The 24,839-nt window shown below is 68.6% G+C and carries 26 protein-coding genes and 2 pseudogenes; 13 read left to right on the top strand and 15 right to left on the bottom strand.

The features are described from left to right. The first annotated feature begins 185 nt into the window (after positions 1-185). Positions 186-563: a VCBS repeat-containing protein gene (locus tag OG594_RS23455; RefSeq protein ID WP_266602068.1), complete on the top strand. Its 378-nt coding sequence runs from the start codon at positions 186-188 to the stop codon at positions 561-563. A 145-nt stretch (positions 564-708) separates the two neighbouring features. Here OG594_RS23455 and OG594_RS23450 read toward each other — a convergent pair whose 3' ends face one another. Further along, positions 709-1,707: a twin-arginine translocation signal domain-containing protein gene (locus OG594_RS23450; protein WP_266602067.1), complete on the bottom strand. Its 999-nt coding sequence runs from the start codon at positions 1,705-1,707 to the stop codon at positions 709-711. A gap of 390 nt (positions 1,708-2,097) precedes the next feature. Continuing rightward, a complete protein-coding gene (locus tag OG594_RS23445) occupies positions 2,098-2,649 on the bottom strand; it encodes an RICIN domain-containing protein (protein ID WP_266602066.1) in 552 nt (183 codons plus the stop codon). Positions 2,650-3,179: 530 nt separating this feature from the next. On the opposite strand from OG594_RS23445, the gene OG594_RS23440 reads away from it, so the two are divergent. After that, positions 3,180-5,015: a histidine kinase gene (locus tag OG594_RS23440; protein WP_266602065.1), complete on the top strand. Its 1,836-nt coding sequence runs from the start codon at positions 3,180-3,182 to the stop codon at positions 5,013-5,015. A gap of 7 nt (positions 5,016-5,022) precedes the next feature. On the opposite strand, the gene OG594_RS23435 is transcribed toward OG594_RS23440, so the two are convergent. Then, entirely contained in the window at positions 5,023-5,631 is a 609-nt protein-coding gene (locus OG594_RS23435; protein ID WP_266602064.1) for a DNA-binding response regulator, read from the bottom strand. 60 nt (positions 5,632-5,691) lie between these two features. Between OG594_RS23435 and OG594_RS23430 the strand changes: the two genes are divergently transcribed. The 3 genes from OG594_RS23430 (at position 5,692) to OG594_RS23420 (ending at position 7,164) form a co-directional block, all read left to right on the top strand. Further along, positions 5,692-5,862: a hypothetical protein gene (locus tag OG594_RS23430; RefSeq protein ID WP_266602062.1), complete on the top strand. Its 171-nt coding sequence runs from the start codon at positions 5,692-5,694 to the stop codon at positions 5,860-5,862. Between the two features lie 15 nt (positions 5,863-5,877). Then, entirely contained in the window at positions 5,878-6,096 is a 219-nt protein-coding gene (locus tag OG594_RS23425) for a hypothetical protein (RefSeq protein ID WP_266602061.1), read from the top strand. 156 nt (positions 6,097-6,252) lie between these two features. Next, a complete protein-coding gene (locus OG594_RS23420; RefSeq protein WP_266602060.1) occupies positions 6,253-7,164 on the top strand; it encodes a twin-arginine translocation signal domain-containing protein in 912 nt (303 codons plus the stop codon). Between the two features lie 141 nt (positions 7,165-7,305). Here the strand turns inward: OG594_RS23420 and OG594_RS23415 are convergent, their stop codons facing one another. The 3 genes from OG594_RS23415 to OG594_RS47405 form a co-directional block, all read right to left on the bottom strand. Then, positions 7,306-7,854, bottom strand: a complete 549-nt coding sequence (locus OG594_RS23415) for a hypothetical protein (protein ID WP_266602059.1) — start codon at positions 7,852-7,854, stop codon at positions 7,306-7,308. A 428-nt stretch (positions 7,855-8,282) separates the two neighbouring features. Continuing rightward, positions 8,283-9,485, bottom strand: coding sequence for an IS110 family transposase (locus OG594_RS23410; protein ID WP_266602058.1), 1,203 nt, complete (start codon positions 9,483-9,485; stop codon positions 8,283-8,285). A gap of 166 nt (positions 9,486-9,651) precedes the next feature. Then, entirely contained in the window at positions 9,652-10,008 is a 357-nt protein-coding gene (locus tag OG594_RS47405; RefSeq protein ID WP_353962637.1) for a DUF4259 domain-containing protein, read from the bottom strand. Between the two features lie 153 nt (positions 10,009-10,161). Between OG594_RS47405 and OG594_RS47145 the strand changes: the two are divergent. The 6 genes and pseudogenes from OG594_RS47145 to OG594_RS23385 all read left to right on the top strand — a co-directional run. Further along, positions 10,162-10,248: pseudogene (locus OG594_RS47145) on the top strand (IS5/IS1182 family transposase); the annotation flags it as partial. After that, positions 10,249-10,435 (top strand): annotated as a pseudogene (locus OG594_RS23405) (ATP-binding protein); the annotation flags it as partial. It lies immediately after the preceding pseudogene. A 100-nt stretch (positions 10,436-10,535) separates the two neighbouring features. Next, complete coding sequence (locus OG594_RS23400) at positions 10,536-11,345, top strand: alpha/beta fold hydrolase (protein ID WP_266603144.1); 810 nt, start codon at positions 10,536-10,538, stop codon at positions 11,343-11,345. A 106-nt stretch (positions 11,346-11,451) separates the two neighbouring features. Beyond that, the gene (locus OG594_RS23395) at positions 11,452-12,273 is read left to right on the top strand and encodes an AraC family transcriptional regulator (RefSeq protein WP_266603142.1); all 822 of its coding nucleotides are present in this window, start codon (positions 11,452-11,454) and stop codon (positions 12,271-12,273) included. An 88-nt stretch (positions 12,274-12,361) separates the two neighbouring features. Next, positions 12,362-13,135 (top strand): hypothetical protein, encoded by a 774-nt coding sequence (locus tag OG594_RS23390; protein WP_266602057.1) that lies wholly within the window; start codon positions 12,362-12,364, stop codon positions 13,133-13,135. A gap of 851 nt (positions 13,136-13,986) precedes the next feature. After that, a complete protein-coding gene (locus OG594_RS23385; protein ID WP_266602056.1) occupies positions 13,987-14,415 on the top strand; it encodes a hypothetical protein in 429 nt (142 codons plus the stop codon). Here the strand turns inward: OG594_RS23385 and OG594_RS23380 are convergent. The 7 genes from OG594_RS23380 to OG594_RS23350 all read right to left on the bottom strand — a co-directional run bounded on the left by OG594_RS23380 (position 14,405) and on the right by OG594_RS23350 (position 19,320). Beyond that, complete coding sequence (locus tag OG594_RS23380) at positions 14,405-14,536, bottom strand: hypothetical protein (RefSeq protein WP_266602055.1); 132 nt, start codon at positions 14,534-14,536, stop codon at positions 14,405-14,407. The two genes, OG594_RS23385 and OG594_RS23380, sit on opposite strands and share 11 nt — an antisense overlap. Positions 14,537-14,846: 310 nt before the next feature. After that, positions 14,847-15,011, bottom strand: a complete 165-nt coding sequence (locus tag OG594_RS23375) for a hypothetical protein (RefSeq protein ID WP_266602054.1) — start codon at positions 15,009-15,011, stop codon at positions 14,847-14,849. A 379-nt stretch (positions 15,012-15,390) separates the two neighbouring features. Further along, entirely contained in the window at positions 15,391-16,314 is a 924-nt protein-coding gene (locus tag OG594_RS23370; protein WP_266602053.1) for an NADP-dependent oxidoreductase, read from the bottom strand. 106 nt (positions 16,315-16,420) lie between these two features. Further along, positions 16,421-16,816, bottom strand: a complete 396-nt coding sequence (locus OG594_RS23365) for a MerR family transcriptional regulator (protein ID WP_266602052.1) — start codon at positions 16,814-16,816, stop codon at positions 16,421-16,423. A 565-nt stretch (positions 16,817-17,381) separates the two neighbouring features. After that, positions 17,382-18,194: a hypothetical protein gene (locus OG594_RS23360; protein ID WP_266602051.1), complete on the bottom strand. Its 813-nt coding sequence runs from the start codon at positions 18,192-18,194 to the stop codon at positions 17,382-17,384. After that, positions 18,191-19,093, bottom strand: a complete 903-nt coding sequence (locus tag OG594_RS23355) for a sigma-70 family RNA polymerase sigma factor (protein ID WP_266602050.1) — start codon at positions 19,091-19,093, stop codon at positions 18,191-18,193. The genes OG594_RS23360 and OG594_RS23355 overlap by 4 nt, the downstream gene beginning before the upstream one ends. Next, complete coding sequence (locus tag OG594_RS23350) at positions 19,090-19,320, bottom strand: hypothetical protein (protein WP_266602049.1); 231 nt, start codon at positions 19,318-19,320, stop codon at positions 19,090-19,092. The genes OG594_RS23355 and OG594_RS23350 overlap by 4 nt, the downstream gene beginning before the upstream one ends. Positions 19,321-20,818: 1,498 nt before the next feature. Here OG594_RS23350 and OG594_RS23345 point away from each other — a divergent pair. Together OG594_RS23345 and OG594_RS23340 are read left to right on the top strand one after the other, a co-directional pair. Next, positions 20,819-20,965 carry a hypothetical protein gene (locus OG594_RS23345; protein ID WP_266602048.1) on the top strand — a complete coding sequence of 49 codons (147 nt, stop codon included), beginning with the start codon at positions 20,819-20,821 and terminating at the stop codon, positions 20,963-20,965. 89 nt (positions 20,966-21,054) lie between these two features. Next, positions 21,055-21,363, top strand: a complete 309-nt coding sequence (locus OG594_RS23340) for a hypothetical protein (protein WP_266602047.1) — start codon at positions 21,055-21,057, stop codon at positions 21,361-21,363. A gap of 488 nt (positions 21,364-21,851) precedes the next feature. Here OG594_RS23340 and OG594_RS23335 read toward each other — a convergent pair whose 3' ends face one another. Further along, positions 21,852-22,268, bottom strand: a complete 417-nt coding sequence (locus OG594_RS23335) for a hypothetical protein (protein ID WP_266602046.1) — start codon at positions 22,266-22,268, stop codon at positions 21,852-21,854. Between the two features lie 268 nt (positions 22,269-22,536). After that, positions 22,537-23,790, bottom strand: coding sequence for a protein-glutamine gamma-glutamyltransferase (locus OG594_RS23330; protein WP_266602044.1), 1,254 nt, complete (start codon positions 23,788-23,790; stop codon positions 22,537-22,539). Between the last annotated feature and the right edge of the window lie 1,049 nt (positions 23,791-24,839).

The raw sequence follows: 24,839 nt of genomic DNA, 5'->3' as shown, positions 1-24,839 counted from the left end.
CTTCGAGGGCCCGAAGTGGCCGCTGATCATCGGCGGCGTGTTCGCGGTCTGGTTCGCGCTGGCTCTCGCCGCCGTCCGCCGACTCGGCGGGCGGGGGCTGGAAGGCGATCGAGCGGTGCATACATGGCAACCTCGGCTGGGCCGAGTGGCTCTGACCTGACCGATGCCGGGCTTGGCGGTCACTCGTGCGCACCTCGAACCACTCCTGCCCGGCTGGCGAACCCCGGTCCGCCAACCGGCCGCCCGACACAGGCTCTCCAGCACGCTCCTACCTTGGGTTATGCACACTCGACGCTTCAGGTGGCTGGGACTTCACACAGACCGCCGCCGCGAACTTTGACGGCAACGGCAAGGCCGACCTCACCGCCCGGGACGCCACCGGCTACCTGAAGATCTGGGCCGGCCACGGCGACGGCACCTTCGGTTGCGGTGCACAGCTCAGTGGCGGCTGGGACTTCACGCAGGCCGTCGCCGCCGACTTCGACGGCGACGGCAGGACCGACATCATCGCCCGCGACGACACGACCTTCGCAAGCCCCACCACGCTCACCGCAGGATGGTGACCCCCGACACAGCCCTGGTCATCTGGCTGCAAGCCTGCGGCGTTCTTAGAGGCTGTCCAGGTATCCGGCGCTGGTGGTCGGCCGGTTCACGGGACAACTGCGGACGGCCCGGCCCTACGTTCGTCCGGCCCCTTTCGGGCGCCGCCTACACGAACTCGCTCTTGTAGAAGACGCTCGCTTGGCGGGTTCCCGACGTGTTCGAGTAGAAGCCGAAGGCGAGTCGCGGGCCGCCCGGGGACTGCCAGATCGCCATGCCCTCCGGCTCGCGGCCGGGCAGTGACTGGCCCGCGGTGGTCACGAACCGGTCCACCACCGTGGAGTTTCCGACGTCGTTCAGGTCGACCGTGGTGAGGTACGTGGGCTTTCCCCTGGCACCCTCCAGCAGGTACGCGTACCGGCCGAAGGCGGCGAAGCCCTGGAAGGGGTTGGCGTCGCCCCACTCCTTGCGGTCCGGCAGGGCACGCTCGACCAGCCGGTTCGCGCTGGTGAGCCGTCCGGCGCGGGCATCGCTCAGGGCGAAGGCGACGATGCGGCGCTGGGTCGTGCCGACGTTGTAGCGCACCAGCAGCCGGTCGGTGGACGGGTCGATCACGGGCTGCGGGTTGATCATCCTGTCGCCAATGGAGGGCGTACGATCTTGGATCGAGGGATCGTCCTGCTCCAGCACTCCCCCGTTAACGAACGGGAACCGACCGATCCGCGTCCCGAATCCGCTGGTGCTCGTCTTCCACTCGGTCCACAGGTAGACCTGTCCGTCGTACGGCTCCACCGCGATCGAGACACCGTGGCCGAAGCCGTGCAGAGCCATGGACCCCAGCTGGTTGCCCGCGGTGTCGGTCTTGGTGACCCACAGGTCACCGTTCGTGCTATCGGTCTTCGTCTGCAGGAAGTAGACGTGCTGGTGGACGTTGTCGTATCCGAAGGACTGCATCACCCAGTTGGCGTGGAGCGACTTCTTCCATATCGGATTTCCGCCCGCTCCGTCGAGCTTGAACTGCGGCGAGTGAGGCACGGCCGCGCTCGCGGGGGAAGCCGTGAACAGGGGCAGTGCGCCGCCGCCCACCACGGCGGCGGCGACGCCTCCGCCCGCTTTGAGGAATCCACGCCGACTGGTGGCCCGCTTCGCTGATCCGCTGGTGCTCATCAAGAAACTTTCCCTCGTTCGAACGCACGCGCATGTAGGTGCGAAACCGGCAAGCCATCATTTGCTGTGCATGAGTGGGTATTTACGCAACATCCGCCTTCCGATGCCTGGCAGCCCGGCACCCCCTGACGCCGTCGATACGACGGATGCGCTGTGAGCCCGGGTGGCTCGCAGGGCATCCGTGCCGGCGGGGCAGCGTGCTGTGGGGCTGTATGCCCGGGGGCGGGGACTGTCCGAACGGCTGCGCCTCGGTCGGGGATTTGGAGGCGACCAAAGGGCTGTTCGCCTGAGGATGGCGGTGGGCTCGGCGCGATCCAGGTTCGGCTGGGGTAGCTGGCATTGCACGTGAGTTCCGGCTCACTCGCAGAGCCACTGGTGTGTTCAGGCGGTCTACCACAGCCTGGTTCCGGCCTGTCCCCTGCACTCCCAGAGTTGGATGCGGGCGCCGTTGGCGGTCCCGGAGTTCTCGACCTCGAGGCACTTTCCGCTGGCGTGATTCCTGAGGGTGTAGTAGTCGCCGCCGGCATTGACCCGGTACCACTTGGCTCCGGGCTGTCCGTTGCAGTCCCACTGCTGGATGCGGGCGCCGTTGTTGGTCCGGGAGTTCTCGACCTCGAGGCACTTTCCGCTAGCGGAGTTGATGATGTACTCGTAGCTGCCGTGCCAGTCGGAATGCCAGGTGGATCCGGCCTGTCCGTGGCAGCCCCACTGTTGGACGCGGGCGCCGTTGTTGGTCCGGGAGTTCTCGACCTCAAGGCACTTGTTGTTGAAGGTGTGGATCAGCGAGCCGCCCGCCGCGGCTGCGGACGCACGCTGATCGGAGGTGGCCGGTTCGGCGCCGGGCAGGGGCGAGGTGCCAGAGGCGGCTGCGGAGGCGGGAGCGACGCCGAGCGCCCAGGCGCTGACTAAGACGGCGGTAAGGGTGAGAAGGCGACGGGGCATACGTGTGTCCTTTCGGTGCCGGCCTTCGGGCCGGGGTGTAAGAGAAGTTGCGGAGAAGCTTGCGGTACTGTCATGGCCAGTTCAATTTGATTTCATTTGTTGGCCCGAACTGGCCGGGCGGGGTTCTGCTCGCTCGGCTACGTATCAGCGGCACGGCCTGGCTAGAACATGTATGGCCGCGATCAGGGTTCCCCTCTTCAAAGCTGACAGCCGCGACGGAGAGCCGCGCGGCGGAGGTGATCGTGTGAGCAGCGGCCATCGTGGTCAGGTTCCGTATCGACGTCGAACGCATACGTCGACGATCTCGTTCGGGGACCGGTCGGCGGCAGTGCGAGGTGCATCGGCCGATGTGTATTTCACATGGGTGGGGCGGGTGCGGTGCACGGACGTGCGTCTAACGTGACCCCATGAGCGGGTGGAGTTGGGCATTGCGGCGCGGGCGCAAACCTGGGGGCACCGCGCCGGAAAACTGCGAGTCCACGGACCCGACGGGCGGGCCGGCCAACGGCACGGCCTCGAAGGAGCACTCCTTGGGATCCGGCCTGTTCACCGATGCGGATGCGGATGCGGATACCGATGCTGCTGCGGATGCCGACTCCGACGCCGGTCCGACGCCGGCGGTCGTCTCGGTGATCCTCGTCATCGTCATTCTCGGCTTCGCCTTCGAGCCCGGTGTCGTCCTGCCGCGCCCGGCCGCCGTTCCGATGGTTCTGCTGCAGTTGGCCATCTGCCTGCCTGCGACGTGGCGGCTGCGCGGGGCCTGGACCCTCGCAGCACAGGCCCTCCTCACGCCCTGGTCCGGGCTGCCCGGTTTCCTGGGCGCCTCCGTGCTGCTGGTCGTCGAACGGCCCGTCCGATGGGCTCTGTTCACGGTCGTCGTGCTGGCGGCCGGGCCGCTCGCACCCGGCGACGGCAGTGTGCATTCCGTCCTCAACGGCATCGGTAACGCCCTCGCCCACGGATTGATCCTCTATGCCCTGACCCGGCTCACCGACCTCTACGCCGAACTCCGCACCACCCGTGGCGCACTGGCCCGGGCCCGGGTCACCGCCGAGCGGGAGCGCGCCGGGCGGGACCTGGACGCGGTACTGGGTACGGCCTTGGCGGAGATCACCCGGCTGGCCGGGCAGGGCAGGCGGGCGGCGGAAGAGCTCGTGAGGGTCGCGCGGGCGGCGACGGAGCGCGTGCGGGCAGCGCCGCCCACACAGTCAGCCGACGGGGCGGACAACCCTTTTGGTGCTCTGGCGCCTCGGCTGGTGTGGCCCATCGTGGTCGCCACGCACCTCGAGTACCTGGTCGTGGGCACGACGTTCCTGCTCGGTGCCGGGGTGCGGGGCTGGTGGTTCGTCGCGTACGCGACCGCACTGGCGGCCGTGGTCGGACTGCAGGCGTACCACTGTCTGCCGCGTCCGCCCGGTGTGTGTCCCCCGTACGTCGCGTGGACACTGGGCGTGCAGCTCACCCTCGCCCTGGGCATGCTGGCCGCTCCGGACGGGCCGTACCCTCAGCTGATGGGTTTCGCGGCAGCCTCGGTGCTGATCGTCCTTCCCGGCCGCACCGCCTGGCCGGCGGCCGGAGCGCTGACCGCACTGGTGGCGATCGCGATGCTGCTGTGGCCGGACGGGCCCGCGGCTCCTGGCACCGCTCTCCTCCTGCTGGACATCGTGGTGATCGCCCTGGTCTTCTACGGCATCGCCCTGCTCACCGGCCTTGTCCACCAGGTGCGGGAGGCCCGCGGGGCACTGGCGGCGCTGGCCGTGGCACGAGAGCGCCGGCGCATCGCCCGGGACGTCCATGACCTGCTGGGCTGCGGGCTGTCGGCCATTGCTCTGAAGGGCGAGTTGGCGGTCCGCGACCCTGACCGGGAGCGGGCCGACCGTCATCTGGCCGATGCGGCAGCGCTGGCGGACCGGGCTCTGGCGGACCTCCAGGCGATCCCGGGGGAAATCCAGAAGATCACGTTGGCCGAAGAAGTGGCCTCCGCCCGGGAGGTACTGGCGGCCGCGGGCGTCGTCGTGCTGGTGCGGGGCGGGTTGGAGGCGGTGGACGGGAGGTCGGAGGCGCTGTTCGCCACGGTGTTGCGCGAGGCGGTGACGAACGTACTGCGACACGCGGCGGGAGCTCGCCGGTGCGAGGTGAACTTCGGCCCCGGACTGCTGCGAGTGGCGAACGACGGCCGTGCGGTCCCCCGACTGGCATGGGGCCAAGAGGGCCGCCGGGCAGGTGCCGGCGGCAACGGGCTGAGAAATCTACGTGAGCGCACGGCCGCATTGGGCGGGGTCCTGGAGGCCGGGCCGGCCCCGCACGGCCGAGGCTTCGTCCTGACCGTCCGTCTGGAATCCGCTCGTGTCTCCGCTGTCGGATGACTTCGTGTCAGTCCACCCAGCCGTGCTCCCGGGCGATCCGCACCGCGTCGAGCCGGTTGCGGGCATCGAGCTTGGTGACGGCCGCACCAAGGTAGTTCCGTACGGTGCCCTGCGTGAGGTGCAACTCGCCGGCTATCTCGTCGAGCTCGGCGCCGCCGGCAGCCAGCCGCAACACATCGGTTTCGCGTGGGGTGAGCGGGCTCTCTTTGGCGGTGAGCGCCGCGGCCGCCAGTCTCGGGTCAATGACGTGCTCCCCTGCCGCCACACTGCGGATCGCGGCGGCGAGCTGATCCGGCTGGGCGTCCTTGAGCATGAACCCGCCCACCCGGGCGGCGAGTGCCGACCTCAGTGCCTCGGGCCGGCCCAATGCAGTGAGGATCAAGACCCGGCAGTCGGGAAGCGCGGCTCCGAGGTCGCGGGCAGCGGAAAGTCCGTCGGCGCCGGGCATGCCCAGGTCGAGCACTGCGACGTCGGGGTGGTGGGCGAGGGCGGCGGGGACGACGGCGTCTCCGCGGGCCACCTCGGCCACGACCTCCATGTCAGGCTCCAGGCTCAGCAGGGCGGCCAGCGCCCCACGGATCATGTGCATGTCCTCGGCCAGCAGAATGCGGATCACAGTCCCTCCCGGAGGATCGTAGCGGCTTGCAGGTAAGGGATCCGGCCCGCTTGGACTTCCGTGGCCACCGGGCTCTCCCTTGACCCGGGCCAACCCGAACAGGGCTGCCTCGCGCTCGGCGACAGCCTCTTCCAAGAGCACGGCGTGTTCCGCGCGACGCTGGCCTTCACCGACAGCGGCGTGCTCGTATCGCCGGCGGCGCCGTCGACCGCGTACGAGAAGCTGACCTAGCGCCAGTCTCCGTCCTTGCACCTGGGATTGCTACTGCTGTCCACCGTGACGGAGCTGGGCGCGGCCCTCGTGCCATTGACGCTGGGCATGGTGGCGGGGACGATCAGGGCCTGGCTCCGCAGGGGGTGGAGCGTCACCGGCCGCATCACGTTCACCGTCGCAGCGGCGGCCGCGGTCACGATGACGAGCATGCTGCTCACTACCACCTGGTGGGCCACCCGTTCGCCCGGCTGACGAAGTGAACTCCCGGTGCCGCCACGCGGTCACACGGCGTTTCCGCCCGTGCGCCGCCCGGCCGCTCCTGAGCCAACCGCCAGCCGCCAGCCGCCAGCCGCCAACCGGTACGAGGCACACGACCATCCGATGCCACATCAAGCAGAGGAGCAGATCATGAGCACGTGGACCAGGCGCGGTCTCCTGACCGCCGGCACGGCAGCGGGAGCTGTCGCGCTCATCGGCGCCGGGCCGCCGTCGCCGCGGCAGCCGCAGCCGCAGCCGCTCGACATCGTGACCGGCGAGGACGGGTTCAGCACGCCGGCAACCGCGGTCGCCGGCGCGGTGACCTCCCGGGTACGGACGACCAGTCCCCGCACCGGCAACGTCGGCATCGCCCGCCTCCGCCGCGGCATCGGTGAGGCCGCCTTCCGCAGGCACCTGCGCGACGTCTTCGAGAAGAAGAGCCCGGAGGACGTCATCCAGGCGTCCAAGGACCTGATGGCCGACGCCGAACTGATGGGCGGCGCCATGGCGGTGTGCGGTTCACAGTCGTCCTTCACCGCATGGCTGCCGCCCGGCCCGTACCTGGTCCTGGAGTACAAGGACTTCGAGGGCCCGTACATCGGACGCAACCCCCTCCCCGGCGCAGAGTACGTCAGCCCGCTCCTCGTCCGGACGGCGGACCACGCCGGAGCCGGGCGCCCGCGTCCGTCCGCCACGATCACCGCCGTCGACACGGCGCGGGGCCCGCGCTTCGTCCTGGAGGGACGCCTGCGCCGGGACCGGCCCTTACGCTACGTGAACGCCATGCGAGGTCAGGTCGACGAGCTCGCGGTGTACCCACTCACCGACGACTCCGTCACCGAGGCCGACATCCAGAGGTACTTTCAGGACACCCAGCACACACCCGAGCCCTTCGACCTCGCCGCGCAGCTGGGCACGCCGCCCCTCTCCCCGGGCCGGAGCACGGTCATCGAGTTGCCCGTTGACCAGGGCCGCTACGCCCTCACCAGCTGGGTCGCCAGCATGAAGGACGCACAACACCTGTCCGCCCACGGCCAGGTGCTCATCGTCACCGTGCCCTAACCCGACCCGCTCGTGGCCCGCGCTCGAACCCCGCTGTGGGGTGAGCCGGCTTCCGGTTCACCCCACAGCGGGGCCCACGGAATCCGTGACCGCGGCAGCATGGCTGCCACGTCCTCCTCAGAGGCCGCTGACGCCGGACGGTCAGGACCGTTCAAGCAACGTCGAATAGGCCTGCTCGATGCCCTGCGTGTAGCCGGTCCCCAACTCGACGTAGACGTGCCCGGTGGCCGTACACGCTTCGCGCAAAGCAGCGCTCCGCTCCCTGACCCACGCGGCGATCTCCCGGTAGGTGGTGTCATCGGCCTCGGCTAGCCAGTCCGGGGCGGCTCGCAGATGTTCGGGAGTGAGCTTCGTGTTTCCTAGGAAGACCGAGGTCAGCGGTATCCCGAGAGCGGCGGCGGCCGTGGTCGCCGCCGGTGTGACGATGTCGCCCTCGACCACGTAGCCGTCTTGGGGATCGGAGGCGTCGAGAGCCTCTGCAGCTGCACGGATGAACTCGACGAGGAACGGCTGGGCGAGTGCTGCCTTGTCCGGATGCGTACCATGCCGCACGCCGTGCTCGGGGGCAGCGCGTTGCAGCATCGACACCAGGGCGTCGGTCGGGCATCCCGGGAGGCCCTCTCGCTCGAGCAGCATCCAGGCCAGGGTGCTTTTGCCCACTCGGGGTGGGCCGCCGATCAAGTAGATCATGTGAAAACGGTACTCCGGGCGCCTACTTGGAGGAGCTGACGGATCTCACAAGGCCGCCGGCCCTGCAAGCCTCCCCCCTCGGGGCGCAGACGACCTGCGGGCTATTCGCCGAGTTGTTCGACTCGAGCGGTAACAACATCATCGCCGTTCGGCCATGACACGCGCCCGCCAAGCGGGGACGACGGTGGGCGCGAATCGACCGGTCGTCGTCACGGCAGGGGATCGGAGAGGGTGGGTTTCATCGGCGGCGGTGATCTCCGACGCGGTGCTGTGCCAGCCCGGCCGCGGCGCCGAGGTCGACCGCTGGTCGATGTCCCGGCTCGTCTCGGGAGGCCTTCGCCGCGGTGGCAAAACCAGCGGTGTGCATCGGCCTGGTCGCACTGTCGTGCTGGGCGATCTCTGCGGGGGGGGTGCCCCTATGGGTTTAGTCAAGCTGATGGGGCGGGTTGGGGTTCGTAGAAGGTGCCGTCGCGGAGCATCGCGAAGAGCACGTCGGCTCGTCGTCTCGCGAGGCAGAGGAGTGCTTGGGTGTGGTGCTTGCCCTGGTTGATCTTCTTGTCGTAGTAGGCCCTGGAGACCGGGTCGGCCAGGGCGGCGAACGCGGAGAGGAAGAAGGCCCGTTTGAGCTGCTTGTTTCCTCTCCGGGACGGTTGCTCACCACGGATCGACGAGCCCGAGCTGCGGGTCGCTGGGGCAAGGCCGGCGTAGGCGGCGAGGTGGGCGGCGGACGGGAACGAACTGCCGTCGCCGACGTCGATGAGGATGCGGGCTCCGGTCCTGACGCCGATCCCCGGCATGGACGTCAGGACCTTGGAAAGAGGGTGGTTCTCCAGCAGTTCCTCGATCCGGGCGGCGAGGAGTTTGCGCTGGTCAAGAACTGCCTGGAGGGAGCCCGCGAGGCTGGGAACGATCAATGCGGCCGCGTCGGTGCCCGGGACGACGACGGTCTGCTCGTCCAGGGCCGTGAAGATGTCATCGACGAGACGCTCGGCCATCCGCGGGGCCTTCGGACGGATCAGTGTCACGAGCCGACGCCGTCCGGCCTTGCGTATCTGGGCGGGCGAGCCGAACTGGTCGAGCAGCCTGAGCACGGCCGGGTGCTGCACTCGCGGCCCCAGGACGCGTTCCAGCGACGGATGGATCTGCGTCAGCAGGCCGCGCAGGCGGTTGCTGATGCGGGTGGCTTCGCCAGCCAGGTCGTCGTCGAAGCCGACGATCATCTCCAGCTCGGCGATGGTCTCGTCCTCGAGATCGACCGAGCGGAGCGTGTGCGGCATGACGCGGGCGGCGTCCGCGATGACGAACGCGTCGCGGGCATCGGTCTTGGCCTCACCTGGGTAGAGGTCGGCGATCCGCCGCATGGTCAGTCCGGGCAGGTAGGCGACCGGGCAGCCCATGTCCCGGGCGACCGCCAGCGGCAGGGCACCGATGGAGGCCGGCTGGTCGACGACCACGAGCACGGTCCCGTGCTTGGCCTGTAGCTTGCCGAACACCTCGCGGAGCTTGGGTTCGCTGTTGGGCAGCCGCTTGTCGAAGGCCTTCTTCCCGGCCGGGGTGACGGCGGTGGCGTGGTGTTCGCCCTTGCCGACGTCCAGGCCCAGGAAAGCGCCGATGCCACTCGTGTCGATCACGTGCGTCCTCCGGTCGTCCCCACCGCCCGGCCGTCCCACGGCACCGATCGCCACATCCACATTACGAAGAGCCTCCCAAGCTCCCGAAGGAAGCCGGTGGTCATGCCCCTAATCAGCGGTCTGTCGATGCCTCCGGGCCGGTGACACCACCCCCCAGGCCATACGTTCAACAGGGGGGAGCAGTCATGCCGGACCCGGAGGCCGGGCACCCCATTGCGGGGCCACCAAGAAGGTAATGGGGGAGAGAGAGCGGCGCTGATGGCCGTAGTTTGGAACACGCCGGCTCGCCGTCACGGTGCTGTGCGACAACCAGGGCGGCCGCGGCCGCGGCCACTGCCATTCGCCGTCGGAAACATCCAGGTGACCCACGGGGTCGGGCGGCGCGCTCGAGTGGCCCATGGATCATGGATTCGCGTTGCTCCAGCGGCGCCTCGTCCAGATCGCCCCCGAAGTCGGCGACGGGGTCGTTGCCGAAGGCCGATGTCCCAGGTACCGGTATCTTGAAGCCTGCGCGTCCGTACATCCGCCACCTGATCGTTTCGATGTACACTCATCGCAATCGGGCACCGACTCCACCACCTCGCCAGCATCCGAGCACGAGCTGAAGAACCCACTTGATGGTTGTGAACGGCCCCTTCCATAGTTGCGGTCCGCAACCAGGCAGGACACTACCTAGCAGACCTACGGGATCCTGATACTGCACCGGCGCCTGGTCCGCGACTACGAGCACCGTCCCGCCTCATCCGCCTCCCGCGTCTACTGGCGCAGCGCGGGCGACACTGGTCTCGGCCCCGACTCCCCGTTCCGTCTTCCATACCTTGAGCCCTACGCCGAGGCGTTCCGCACGTGGCTGCACGCCGCGGCCGAGGTCGTCGACACCACACACCTCACACCTACACCTCACACCCGCCCAGGCCGCCCTTCAGATCGCAGAGGCCGTCAAGAGTTGATGTCCCGCTCGCCGTGGAGGCAGAGGTGTCCGGCGAGCGTCAGTCTCGCGACGACATTTGTACAAGACTGAGAGCGGGCAGTGCAGGCATCGTCCCGTACATGGGACATGACGACGTCACGCACGTGCACGGGATGCATGTGGTCCACTACGGCCCGCGGCAGGCGCCGCCGCTGGTGCTCATCCACGGATCGGGATTCTCGGGCGGCTCCTGGAGCCCGGTGGTGCCGACACTCACCGACCAGTATCACGTCATCCGAGTCGACCTCCCGGGTCACGGCCGGTCCTCGCCCGCGCCGTCGTACGACGTGCCTGAGCAGGCGAGTCGCTTGGCCGCGGTGCTCGACGAGCTCGGTCTTCGTCCGGTCACCGTAGTCGGGCACTCCAGCGGTGGATACGTCGCCACCGCGCTTGCCGAACAGCGCCCTGACCTGGTTGGTTCGCTCGCGCTGATCAGCAGCGGTCCGAGTCCCGACGCGCTCCTTCCGCAGCCCGTCCTCCTTCAGATGCTGATTGCCCCGCCGCTGGGCCCGCTCCTCTGGTCGATCCGCTCGGACGCCATGCTCCGCAGGGGGGTGACCGCGGTGTGCAACCGCCCGGTGGACGTCCCTGACGACCTGGTCGCCGAAGTCCGGGGCATCGGCTATCGCACGTTAAGGACGGTGCTGCGCCGAAACACCGCGTACATCGCCGAGCGGAGCGTGCCCGAGCGCCTCACCGCCCTCGACGTCCCGGTCCTGGTGATCTTCGGCGCTGCCGACCGCCGCTGGGATCCGTCTTCGGCACACCACTACGACACGGTGCCGAACGCGCGCGTCGAGCAACTGCCCGACGTCGGACACCTCCCCATGTTCGAAGCGCCGGAGGCGACAAGCGAGTTGCTGCTGGCCTTCGCGGCGGCCGGCCGTTGACACCGATCGCTACCCTGGAGCTGTGTGGGCCACAGAGTCACCACCTCGCTGGACGTCGGTGGAGGTCGCGATCCCGCGGCAGTCAGAGCGACTGCCCGGGATCAGCATGGCCGGGTTCGGTCAACGTGTCCCGGCGCCCGTGGACATCGCCATGGTCGCGCACCCATCGGTCACCCTGTTCGTGGACCTGAGCGAAGGAGACGGCCTCGTCTACGACGCCCACGACCGACGCGAACGCGGCAGCGTGGTCGTAGGACTGATCCCGGGCGACCTTCGGATCAGCGGCCGGACGGCCGGGGCAGGCCAGTGCCTCCAGATTCGGTTGTCGCCGGTCGTGGCGGCTGCAGTGCTCGGCGCATCGACCGAGCTCGTCGGGACCGTGGTCTCGCTGGAAGATGTCTGGGGTCGCGACACCGGGCGAACCGAAGAGAGGCTGCGCGCCGCCACGTCGTGGGACGAACGGTTCACGATCGCGGCGGATGTCCTTGGCCGACGGCTGGACGCCCGCCCGCCGCTCGATCCGGAGATCGCGGCTGCCTGGCGGCGGATGCTCACCAGCCGGGGACGGGTGCGGGTCGACAGCCTGGCGAACGAGGTGGGATGGAGCCGTAAGCGCCTGTGGTCCCGCTTCCGGTCCCAGATCGGCCTCACTCCCAAGCGCGCCGCCCAGCTGGTGCGCTTCGACCACGCCGCCCACCTTCTCGCAGCGGGTGACGCCACCGCTCGGGTGGCGGCCGCAAGCGGCTACGTCGACCAGTCCCACCTCCACCGCGAGGTCAAGGCGTTCACCGGGGTGACGCCCACCGCCGTGGCCGCTGCGCCGTGGCTCGCGATCGACGACGTCGCGTGGCCGACTTCGTTCGCCGGCCTGCCCGGGAAACGGTCAGCCTCACGAACCGCCCTCCGAGTGCTTCAGTTGGCAGGTTGAGCACTTCGGGCGAGACCGTGTGGGCACCGTGGTGTAGCGGCCCTCGCCGGTGTCGATCCCATCGAAGCTCGGCCGCTACGATCTGCTCATGTCCTGTGTCTTCTGCGGCAGCTCCCCCGTCACCAAAGAACACGTCTTCCCCCAGTGGCTGAACCGGTATCTTCCGCCGGGGCGGCAGCAGACCGAACAGGCCCGCTATGGGGCGGGCGCCTACGAGGTGACCAGGGAGAGCTTGGGCCTGGACTTCACAGTCAAGAAGGTGTGTGCCCCGTGCAACAACGGCTGGATGTCGAAGCTTGAAGCATCCTCCAAGGACGTACTCGAGCCACTGATCATTCGGCAGGACCTTGACCTCATATCCCTCCAGCAGCAACGGCAGATCGCGCTCTGGGCCACGAAGACTGCGATGATGGCCGACCAGGTTCAGCAGGAGCCCCTCCTGCCGTCCCATCAGCTCCGGAGAATGCGTACTCACCGAGCGATTCCTGGTGGGACGCGCGTCTGGCTGGGGTCCTGCCCCGAACGCAACCCCATCGTCACCAGTCACACCGTGAGGATCGACCTCACCGGTGTATCCGCTCCTGACACCCCCCAGCCGGTGGGGTTCTTCTGCCCCATGAAGATCGGGCACCTGTGCATCTACGTCTATTTCCCGGCCGTGGACGTCGTCATCCAGCACGCGCGTGAGTTCCACCTCTCCGTCGCCCGGATCTGGCCCCGTCGTTCCAGCGATCTGCCTTTCCCCCCACCCGTCCAGCCACGGAACGGGGAAGCCTTCGAGGCAATGGCCGATGCGCTTCGCCAGAGTCTCTACCTCTACACACCTGAGCAGGCGGCCAAGCACGGGATCAAGGAGTCCTGAGTTCGGGGCCAGGCCTGGCAGCAAACCCCGCTCAACAAGGGCGTGCCTGAGCGCTTCGGCTCGCCAGGTGTCTCGACTCTCGGGCGCTCAGTGCGCCGCCGGGCCCAGATGCACGTCCGCCATCTGAAACGCTCAGTCACACGGGTGTGGCTGAGCCTCTGATTCGGCGAGTTGAGCAGAGTACCCGTACGGCCTGTTGTCGATGCCGGTTTGGGCCTTCTCGCGTGCACGGCTCGTGCTGTGCGGTGTGCTCCGGCCGTGGGTGACGTACAGGTCGTCGATGTTCCGGTAGGTCCGGTGCGGTCGCACGCCTGCCGCTTGGAGGACCTTGCGCTGCCGTACGCGCTTCCCGAGCGGGCCACCGAGTGCCTGGATCTTGGGCCAGGGTGGCCGCGTACATGGACGGTCACCTGGAAGGTCGGGAAGTCCGACGTCATCGTCCCGGCGAAGGTCAATTCGGCATTTGGTGTGGCATGCGGGGGCGAGGGTTGACGCCTTGCGCTGACACCGCCGCTCCCACCGGAGCCCGGACCTGATCCACGCCCGAGTCCGCAGGCTTGGTACCGGACGTCGTCGACCAGGCCCTCGATCGCCTCGTCGAGCCGCTGTCGCAGCGGCCCGGGGCCCGTGTGTTTCAGGCGCCCCGAGAAGGGCCCTTCCACGGCGTGGGCGATTCATGTCGAAGCGGCATCCGGGGGCGTGTTGGGGAGCGCAGGGACCACCGGGGAGCTTCCCGTGCCCTCTGAACTGGTGGTTTGGCACTCCAAAAGCGTGGCGGCCGCAACGGGGCCCCTAGCGTGAGACACGCCGCCGCCCAGGGGGGCGGTGGCCATCGTATGGAGGGAGCCAGCATGTCGTTGAAGAGCCGCATGTTCCAGAGCAAGCGATCCCGCGTCATCGCCTTGACCAGTGCCGGGCTGTGCCTGGCGGCAACGGCAGGCGGTGCGGCCGTGGCAGCGGCGCCCGGAGGAGCGAACGCCGGGCACACGCAGGCAGCAGCGATCATCAACGCCGACACAAGCATCGTGCGCTCCAAGGGCATCAGCTCGGTGACCAGCCCCTACGCCGGCCGGTTCTGCGTAAGGCTCGACCCCGTAGGGCTGAACGTCAACGAGATCATCCCGATCGCGACACTGACCACCGGCGGCTACCCCGGCCAAATCTACGTCCACCCCGGAGCGACCAGCGAGTGCGGCAACCGCGCCGACACTCTCCTGGTCGTCACCACCAACTCCAGGGACGAACCGGAGAACAAGCAGTTCTCCCTCATCATCCCCTAACCACCCCCGAGGCGGTCCAGCCGTCGTCGCCGTCCCCGTGACACGCCTGAACGGCGAAGGCGAAGGCGACGGGGACGGCGACGACGGCGGCCGCGACAGCGGACCAGATCGTGATCATCATGGGCCGGTTCCACCGGCCCCCCGCACCGTCAGCAACAGGCCACCCCGGCCCCGTTCACCCGCCCACGCACACGGTTCACCTGCGAAACGCCACCGCACCCCACCCGCCCGGTGGCCTGCGCACCTGTTCGCGGTCGCGGTCTCGTCGGCGATCTGCCGCTTCGGCCGGTACAGCGGCAGGCCCTCTTCTACGCACGTCCTCTGACGCGTGGTTGGGGGGCAGGGTGCGGGCTAAGGGGGGTGCGTCGGGCGGGTTTGGCGGTTGCTGCCGCTGCGGCGGTGGCCGCCGCGGCGTCGACCGTGGTGACGAACTACGTGACGGATGTGCTGCTGGGCTGGGCCGAGGACCCGTGGGTGGTGTGGGCGGTCTTCATCGCCTCCGTGGTCGTCGCGGCCGCGCCGGCCGTCCCGGGCAGGCAGCCAGATGGGCGGTGCAAGCTCTCGACCACCTCGAGCGCGAGCTGGGAAACGATCACACCCACGTTCTCAACAGCCGCAACAACCTCGACCGGCCCGGTCGGTGGCGTCGGGGCGGTCTCCAGCCCCGTGGGCGCGGGTGAGCAGCTCAAGTCGGGGATGGCCTCGTACGCCCTCGGCACACGCCCTCGGCGCAGGCCCTCGGACCGGTGCGAGGCCGACAAGGACCGGCCGAATGGCTCCCGCCCGCCGCCACCTACCACTGTGCGTACATGACGGGCTGGGCCGGGACCAGGCTCCGCTGGGGCCTGGTCCCGGCGTACGCCTGAACGTGCTCAACCCCCGTACAGGTGACCGTGCTCAGTCGATGATGCGCTGACCACGGGTGCTCGTCAGCCCGCAACGGACCGTCGACGGCGTCGGGCAGCCGGGCACTTCTCATGCCACCTTGATGACGACCTTGCCCGAGGCGTGACCGTTCTCGACGGTGGCGAGGGCGGCCGGCGCATCGGAGAGCGGATGGACCGCGGTGATTGCGGGTGCGAGGAATCCGGCGAGGGCCAGCCGGGCCGACCGCTCCAGGTTCTCGCGGTCGACGCGACGCTCGACGAAACGCCCACCGAGATCGGTCACAGACATGTCACCCACAGCGATGACGTTGAGGGGATCCCGGGCCAGCGGAGCGACCGTCCGCAGCGACGTTCCTCCGACCAGGTCGACGATCCCGTCGAAGCCGTCCGGAACCAGCTCGCGTGCCGCGGCGGCGACGTCCTCGTCGGTGTAGTCGATGAACCGCATCCCGATGGCCTCGGCGTGCTCGCGTTTGGCGGTGCTCCCGATGCCGGTCACGCGCAGCCCTTGCCCGATCGCCAGTCGGGCGACGGCGAAGCCGACCCCGCCCCCGACCCCGTTGACCAGGACCGTGGCACCAGCCGGGAGGCCGAGCTGGTCGAGCACGTCCACCGCGGTCGTCCCGGCCACTGGCAGCGTTGCCGCCGCGGTCGCGGACAGACCGTCCGGGATGCGTGCGGTGTTCGGCGCGGACAGCACCGTCGTCTCGGCGTAGGTGCCGCCACCGGTGAGTGCGAAGCCGAAGACCGCGTCACCCACCTCGAGCCCGTTGACGTCCTCGCCCAGGGCGAGAACGGTTCCGGCTGCCTCCATGCCCAGCACGCGGGGAAACGGACGCCCCCCGTCGAGCCCGTCGACCAGACCTGAGCGCAGAAGGTGGTCGAGGGGATTCACGCCGACGACGTCGACCTGGATCAGTACCTCGCCGCGACCGGGGACGGGATCGGGACGATCGAAGAACTCCTGCACCTCGGGCCCGCCATACCTGCCGAAACCCCACGCCTGCCCCATCTTCTGCCGCCTCTCGTATGACCGACCCGGTGATTCCGGTCGTTGTCGCCATCCTCACCTCTGACATTGGTGTGAGGGGCAACAGGCTGAGATGCAGATCACAGCATCAGGTCGGCTGCGCCACCGGTTTCGGGCCCGTGGACAGCTCCGCCCGGTGCCGGCTGTTGGCCCCGATCAGCACGTCGAGTGCATCCCGGGTCTCGATCAGGTGGGCGATGTCGGCGTCGATCCGGTCGCGCTGGCGGGTCATCGCCGCGAACGTCTCCTCGGCGACGCCCAGGTCACCCGGGACGTCCACACACGGCAGCACAGTCGCGATCGCCCGGCTGGACATGCCCGCATCGAACAACTGCCGGATGAGCGACACGCGCTGGACCGCAGCATCGGAATAGTGACGCTGCCCCGCGTCGGAGCGTGAGCTGGTCAGCAGGCCCTGCTCTTCGTAGTACCGCAGTGAGCGCGGACTCACGCCCGTGCGCTTTGACAACTCGCCTATCCGCATCCCCGAGAGCCTACGCCTGCGTGCGCCCCAGCCCCAGGTTCAGGCCGCCGACGGGTCATGGGCGCTCGCGGATACCCCCACGGCCGCAGGGTTGTCGTCCCGGTCCCACGCCTGAGCACGTTCGTCCGTACACGCCTGAGCGCGGTTCTCAGTACGCCGACACCGGCCGACACCGGCCGTCGACGGCCGCGGCGGGTGCGGAGGCGCCCCTCGGGCTGGCGCAGGACCCCCTCGGACTGCGCGTCATCGTCAAGCACCCCGACGAGAACCATCAGGGTCCTCGCCTCATCCCCGCTGATCAGTTTCAGGCGCGGCTCGATAACCGCGTCGAGGAGCACGTCCAGCATGTCGTCCGCGCCGCGAACAACGCCGGGCCGCCGGTCGGGGTGACCCCCGATCGGCCCGCCGCCGTGACGCCCGGAGGACAGCCGTACCCGTGTGCTCCAGACTCACCGATCCGGTCACCAGTCACCGGGCCGAACCTCATCAAGCTGGCCAAGCACACGCTGGTGAGCCAAGTTCAGCGCCCTCCCCTGCGGGCAGTGCAGGGGAGGGCGGGGGTGGTTCAGTGGGTCGCTGCTTCGTCGATCTGGCGGCGTGCCCGTCGCGTGGTCCGGGTGGTGTCTCGCCGCAGGGTCGGGCGGGCCGGGAGGTCGCTGGGGCCGTCGGGTCGGTTGGCGGCCGCAGCCAGAAGGGTCCGGACCTTGTGCGCGAAGTCGGGGCCGGGCAGGGGCAGCTCGCTTTCGGGTTCGCGGAGGTAGCCCACGGCCACGGCGGTGGGCATGTAGGTCATCAGCTCAGCGACCACGGCGGACCGGGGCCGGCTGACGTGTCCGGCCAGGCCGCGCATGACGCGCAGGAGTGTGGTGCTGGAGGCGCCGTCGTCGTGGTGGAGAACGAACGGGTCGCCGTCGCAGCGGATGGTCGTATGCACGGTGGGTGCGTCGGGTTTGGCCGTATCGGTGTGCGTCTGATCGGTCTGGGTGCGCCACCAGCGGGCGGTGTGAGTCTCGCCGAGGGAAAGGTGGTGCAGGTAGAGGCAGTAGGCGGCGGCCGGATGGCCAGCGCCAGCGGCGTACTGCCACCAGAACCTGGCGCCGTCGTCGGTGTCGGTCAACTGAAGCACGCAGGCCAGAATCAGGGCGCTTCGGGGTTCGGGTACTTGTTCGGTGACGAAGCCGGCGACCGTTGTGGCCGGGGTGTGATGGACCAGGGCCTCGCACAGTGCTCGCAGTTCCTCAGCTGCACTCGTCTTCGGAGCCTCGATCGCCACCGGATGGTTGCGTGAGCTGGTCTCGCGGATCGGAACGATGTCGCGGGGCACGGCTCGGTTGGGGGTGAGCAATGCTCTGGACAGCAGGTGTTCGAGGGTGGTCATGGAGTGGGTCCTCCGGTTCGGGGCGGCAGCTCGATGGTGTCGTCCAGGAAACGTCTGGCGTGGCGTTCGTCGGACCGGACGGCGGCTAGGGGGATACCGAGGAGATCGGAGACCTGCTTGGGCTGGAAACCGCACAGGCGCCGCAGCACCATGACGTCGAGTTGGGCGTCGGGCAGTTTGCTGATGGCAGTGAACAGCTCCAGGATCTCGGCCAGCCCTGTGGGCTGCTCTTCCGGGCCGGGGTGGCTCAGAGAGATGGTGTCGAAGGCGGCTTCGGCCAGCACCGGGCGTTCATCCCGGTAGTTGGCCTTGGCCTTGACGGTGGCGCGCAGGATGTTCCAGGTGTAGCGGCGGATGTCAGGGCTGGCGAGGGCCTCGTCGAAGCAGAGCCACAGAATCGCGAAGGTGTCATCCACTGCGGTCTTGTGAGTGCCGTCGGTGAGGAAGACTCCTGCGTAGGCGAGATATCCCTCCACTACGGTCTGGCACAGCGCCCAGTGTTCGAGGGGCTGGTCGGAGCGGGCGGTGGCCACGGCGGTCGTGCCCTCAGTGGACCGGTCGACCCAGTCCCGGCTCTTCCCTGCGTCCATGGCGGCCTGCTTCCACAGCCGATACAGGGGCCAGCCGGGTATGTCCAGCTCGCCGGCCAGGCGGTGGATAACCTCCCAGCGCGGGTAGTGTCCAACGCCGCGTAACAGCTCAGACAGCTTCGATTTGGCCAGGACGTTACGGCTGAGGTCGCTGAGGGTGCGGCCGCTGGCCAGGTAGTGCTCGCGGGTCGGCTCCAGCCAGGCGCGGTGCGAGCTGCTGACCGTGTCCGCGATGGGGCCGAGCTTGCGGCCGGGGCGGACCGGGGCCGGCTCGGAGGCCGGCCCCGGCGTGTTGAACGACGTCGTCACGGAGCGCCGTCCTCCTTGTCGGGCACCGTGGCAACGCGGTGCCCGGAACCGGCCGTGGTCCGCGAGCGGGTGCAGCGCACGACCTGGGTGACCGTCAGGCCAAGGACCGGAGCCAGCCCGGCTATCAGGCCCGCGTGGCCCATCGCCGCCATCACCGCGCTCCAGCCGAAGACCAGCAACACCACCAGCGCCAGCGCCATTGCCGCCGCTATCTGCTTCTTGTTCATCACCGTTCCTTGATGTCGAGTCCGCAATCATCCGAAAGACCCCCAAGAGGGGGGTCCGTCCAACGAGCGGGTGCCGAACCGCTGTTGGAGGAGCATCAGCATGACCCCAGGCATGCAGATCACGCGACGTGATCAAGAAATTACGGAACATTAGGAGTCGGAGACGGTCGGCGCGCGGCCGGAGATGACCGTTCCGTTGCACGTAGAGGGCACCGAGAGCAGCGAACGCATTAAGTTCCCGGTTTTTCCTTGCAATCCCACCCCGACACCCCGTCATATGGAGACAGGACACCTTGGTGTCGGCCCTTCCATCCGGAAGAGGCGTGCTCCCCGTGCCGAAGATGGGGATCACGCCACGCGCCCTCGCCCGGCCTGAGATAGAGGCCGGGCGAGGACCACGCGCGCCCTGTGGGGAAGACGACCGTAGCGCAGGCCACTGACATCGGCGCTCGTAGCGGGTTCCGGTGGTCGTGGCTATGCCACTGACTGACGACGATGCTCCGGCGGCAAACCCTCGCGGTGCCGGGAGCCGGGCGGGCGACGGTGGCGGCGCGGGCCCAGCGCACCACCGTCACCACGGCCACGATCAGGGCCGTGCTGAGCAGCAGCGCCACGACCTCATGCGCCCGCCCCTCTCGCCCCGCTCCGGCACGGCCTTTTCGCCGGCAGCCGTGTCCGTCCTACCCACCGGACAACGACCTCCGGCCCCGACCACCACGACCGGCGCCGCCGGGGCTGGGTTGTGGGAGCTGCCGCTCACCGGCCGCGTCCACGCGCCTGGCCGGGGCGACCTGCTGCCGGTGGGCGGGTACCGCGGCCTTGATGCGCGCCGTGTTCGCGGTGACGGCCTGGTGGACCCGGCGGTCATCCAGCCCGTCTGCGGCAGGAACGCACCCAGGTCGACACCGCCCTCCTGCACGCCGACGAGCCTGCCGGCCATCAGGGGCCAGTCCGCGCCCTGCATCAGCACGGCCATGACAGCGTCGCCGAGGTGACCGCGCAGCCTGCCGGCCGACCGGCCCGGCAGTTGTCCAAGCTCGTGTCCGATCTGGACGCCTTGCGGGCCAAGCCTGCCGCCTTCTAGCCTCGTGCGTGCTAGTCAGGAAGCGGACGGGACGAGGTGCGCACGCGTAGAAGGCCCGGTCCCGGCCGTGGCCTCAGCCTGGTCGTCATCACGCTGACGGTGAAACCAGAAACTCGGTCGTGCTCGCCGACGGGGTCCTCTCGAGTTCACCGGAGCAGGGCGCCTACCCATGTGTGCACCTTGTTGCGCACGCCAGCGCAGCCGCTCGAAGAGCCCTACTGACTCAGTGTGGCTTCCTGTACCACTACTCGAAGGGGAACGCTGATGCGATTACGTCATGCCCTCACCAGTGCGGGAATCGGGGCCGCGCTCATCGTCGGGATGGGAGTGACTGCAACACCGGCAAGCGCCAAGCCTGCTGGCTGCTGGAGCAATGGCAAGGGCTCGTCTTTCGGCCGAGGAGGATGTTCGGACATGTCGGGGGGTGGCCGGTGGCGGCTGGGCATCAGGTGTTCCGACGGCGACTACAAGTGGTCACTCTGGAAGGACACGGCCACGCCCACCAGCCTGCGCTGCACCGGCGGAACCATCATCACCCACGACTGGGTCGACGTTCAGTAGTACTCGGGACATCAGGCCGTACGAGCCGGACGGCCAACCGCTCTCGTGCTCATACGGCTTCGTGCACCACCACTCGAAGGGGAGAACCGATGCGACTACGTCATGCCCTCACCAGTGCCGGAATCGGGGCCGCGCTCATCGTCGGAGTGGGAGTCACAGCATCACCCGCGAGCGCCACACCCCGCGGCTGCTGGAGCGAGCTGACCAACCCGACCTTTGCCCGGGGCGCGTGCTCAGACATGTCGGACGGCGGCATCTGGCGGCTCGGTATCAGGTGTTCCGACGGCGACTACAAGTGGTCCTCCTGGAAGCGGGACACCCGTCCGACCAGCCTGCGCTGCACCGGCGGAACCGTCATCACCCACGACTGGATCGACGCGAAGAACGAGACCAGTTAGCACGGACCTCTTCGTCGTCGAGCCCGTGTCTCAGAAATGAGACCGATCAAGCCGCTTCGAACAGCTCCACCATGACGAGCGGGCAGCCCCACCGTCTTCCGAGAGCCGGCGCAGCCACGCGGATACCCCGAGCGGATCATTCCTCACCGACCAGCCACAGTGTTCCTGCACGGGGCCGGACCCGGTCCCGGGACGTGGACCGGGGACATGACGTTGTCGTGCCGCGCCGCGCACGGCGTCACCAGCCCCGCCGTGGCGGCGCTCTGCCACCAGACGTACGGCCGATGACGGGAGCGTGGCGCTCGCGGAGTCCCACGCACGGGCGACCCTGACCATCTGGCGGCGAACGTATCGGCGTCGTGCTGCGGCTGTCCGGAGACGACCTCACGCTGCTGCACTCCCTGCACGGGCGCACCGTCCGACGGCCCGCCGGGACGCCGTAGGGGCCGGACCCGGCGGGTCCGGCCCCTACGGCCATGTGTGGAGCGTCAGTTCTTGACGGGCTCCATGCAGAGGACGAACTTGTCCGTCTCGAGCTGCTGCGCGAGAGCGACCTCGGCCACGCCCTCGCACTTGTCGACGTCGAAGGTGTTGTCGACGACCTTGACGACCTTGTAGAGGTCGGCCACCTTCTCGGTGCAGCCCTTGCTCTCGACCTTGGGGGCGTTCTCCGGGCCGGTGACGACGACGCAATCGCCGGCCTCCGCGTGCACCGGGGCGTCGCCCGTCAGGTGGGGAAGGCCCAGGCGCCAGAACAGTGCGACCGCGATCACCACGGCGACGCCGAGGATCTTCTTCCCCAGGCCGCCCTTCTTCTTCGCGGGCTCGGACGGTGCGACGGGGGCGTCGGACGGGCCGGGAGCGGCGGGCTGCTCGGGGATCTGCGGCGCGGGAGGCGTGGCCATGGAGGGTTCCTTGGGGACGAGTACACGATCGAACGCGCGTACGTTACCGACTCCTGGAACCACAAAAGGGACTCTTCCCTTCCGTTTTCCAATCAGATGCGGAGTCGTGATCCTGTCGACTCGTCAGGGCGGCGCCGCCCGATCCCGACCTAAGGGCGGGCCCGGCCCGGAGGTCCGCGTCGAGGACTCCTACCGTGTGTGGCCGAGGAGCGGCCCCGCACCGTGCAGCGGTGGCTACGCGGAATCTCGCTCGTGAGGGGGCGGGTTGTTACGGCCAGCCCTGCTTCACTTTGGCGGGTGCGGTGTTCCAGCTCTTGGGTATGAAGGTGATGACGTAAGTTCCGCGGTCGAAGTCCGAGTATCCGGAGGACCAGTTGCGGAACTTGCTCTCGTATACCTGCATGGGCCCCATGCCGCCTTCCGGCGAGTGGTAGTGGTTGGCATGGGTCCATATGGTGTTGTCAGGGTTTGTTTCTTTTTGGTCCCCGAACCAGCCGTAGTCGAAGTTGACGTAGCTTTCGCCGGGCTTGGCGGGGCTGCGCGAGGTGTTCCTGTCCTTCGACATGTCGACGAGGCCCGTGTTCTGGTTGGGACGGAAGGCGTCGGGGTCCCCGTACTTCCGCTTGTCGGCGGAGCTCCGGGGGTCCTGCCCGCTCCAGAAGTGCTTCGAGTAGATGACTGCCTTCATCTTGGACGGATCGTGGTTGCCCCCGTTCCTGTCCTTGAAGGACGGGGTGTTCCTCAGCGCCGAGTAGAAGTTCGAACGGCTGTCTTCGGCGGCGAGAGCGTCGTCGTTCTTTGCGAGCTCTGCCTTGAGGTTGCTCAGGTAGGCACTCTCGTCATGGGCGCTTTCCAGGGCCTTGTTCATGACGGATGCCACATCTCGAGCCCGATCGAATCCCTTTGTCTCGTCAAAGCTTTGCTTGGCGATGCGCCCCTCGAACTCCGCCCGCGTCTCGCCCGGCCGGGGGCTGGTGTTCTCCAGAGCGTTCCGGTGCTTCTCCTCGTCGAAGGACGCGAAGGCCAGTTTGTTCGTCGGATAGGGACCTGAATTGACCCAGGTGACGCCGACGCAGCCGTAGGACAGCTGCTCCCGCTGCTGTTCGGTCATCTGCTGCACTCGTCCGTCGCGGTGGCTGTAGACCTGCTGCCACTTGCGTATGTAGTTGCTGATGCCGGTAGTGGCCCTGTCTCCATGGGCCCGGTACGCGTCGGGCATGCGCTCCAGCGGCTCGGCAGGCGGCGTCACCCTGTCGCCAACCGCTGCCGTGGCCCTGAGGGACTCGGTGGCGCTCGGCAGGTCCCCGCCGGGGGTCGTGCCCGGCCGCCCCAGGACCAGGGCCTCTTCGTTCAGCTCGTTGATGAGCCTGACGTCACCCGCTGTCAGCCCGTTGCTGTCGGCATAGGAACCCTGCCCGTCGGCGGTACCGCCGGCTGCCTGACTGACGGAAGGCGCGAGACCAGCGGTGCACAGCACGATGCCCGCTGTGGTGAGGGCGAGGAACCCTGAACGTTTGTACATGAAATCCTGGAATTCCTTTCATTGAAAAGTGGAATGAGAGAACGCGAAGCATCTGCGCGGCGGCATAAAAGAGCTGCCGAAGCCGGCATGGCCCCTGCTCCCGCTTGGCCTCGACGCGTCCGGGAGCAGCAAGAAACCGGCCCCGGCCGGGATTTCACTGCTCCTGCTCCGGTTCTCAAATGGATGGTCAGGTCGTGCGAGAAGTGATCATGTCCTGGCGCCGATTCCTCGACAACACTGCGGCTCCACATTCGGCCAGCAGGTCAATGGGGTGGTATTCGGTCATGCGGACCGGACCTGCCCTGCGCCGGTACGCGCAGCGGCAGCGTTCTCCTGACCCCTGCCGCACGATCCGTGGCGCGGGCGGAGCCGACCGCCTCGAAAGCCCCGCGGAACGGTCTGCGGCGGCGCTGTCAGCCCGCCGGGGAAGGCCGGGCGCCGGCGGCGATACGGGCGCGGGAGCTCCGGCCGACGCGTGCGGAACTCCGGGATGACGCGGCTGTGCCCGCCGGAAGGACCGCAAGGTCTTCGCCACTCTCCCTCGCGAACCTCGGTCGGCACACTGCCGGCCCAGCCCTGTCATGAGCCGTCTTCTTCCGTAGAACGGCTGGTAAAGCCCTCTCCGTGCGGAGTTCTCGGCGAAGCCGCCGCCGCCGACGACGACGGCGGCAGCAGCAGCAGCAGCAGCAGCGTGCGCGGTGTCCCGGGAAGACGGTGTGGGCTTCCGCATGAGGGGTCAGCCGATGCGGACGGTGATCTCGGGGATTTCAGCGTCCAGCCCTGGCGCTCCAGCTGCACGCAGACCGCGTCCGTGCCCACAGCCCGGCAGGAGCAGCTCAACCGCCCCTGACCGTGACAGAACCCGCACCCCACGCAGCCCGTACCGATCACGCTGCTCCTGCCCGATGGGCTTCGCCCAGGTACCGCTCCAGCAGTGCGAACAGCTCGCGGTTCGAGCTGTCCAGGGACGGGCGTCTCATGAGCGGGTCCGAGGTTCGGGAAGACGCGTGCTCGCCCCTCGCACTGCGGGCAGGCCCCGGGCGGGCGCG

Source organism: Streptomyces sp. NBC_01214, from assembly GCF_026340975.1.
Classification (GTDB): domain Bacteria; phylum Actinomycetota; class Actinomycetes; order Streptomycetales; family Streptomycetaceae; genus Streptomyces.
This window is presented reverse-complemented; position numbering and strand designations above follow the sequence as displayed.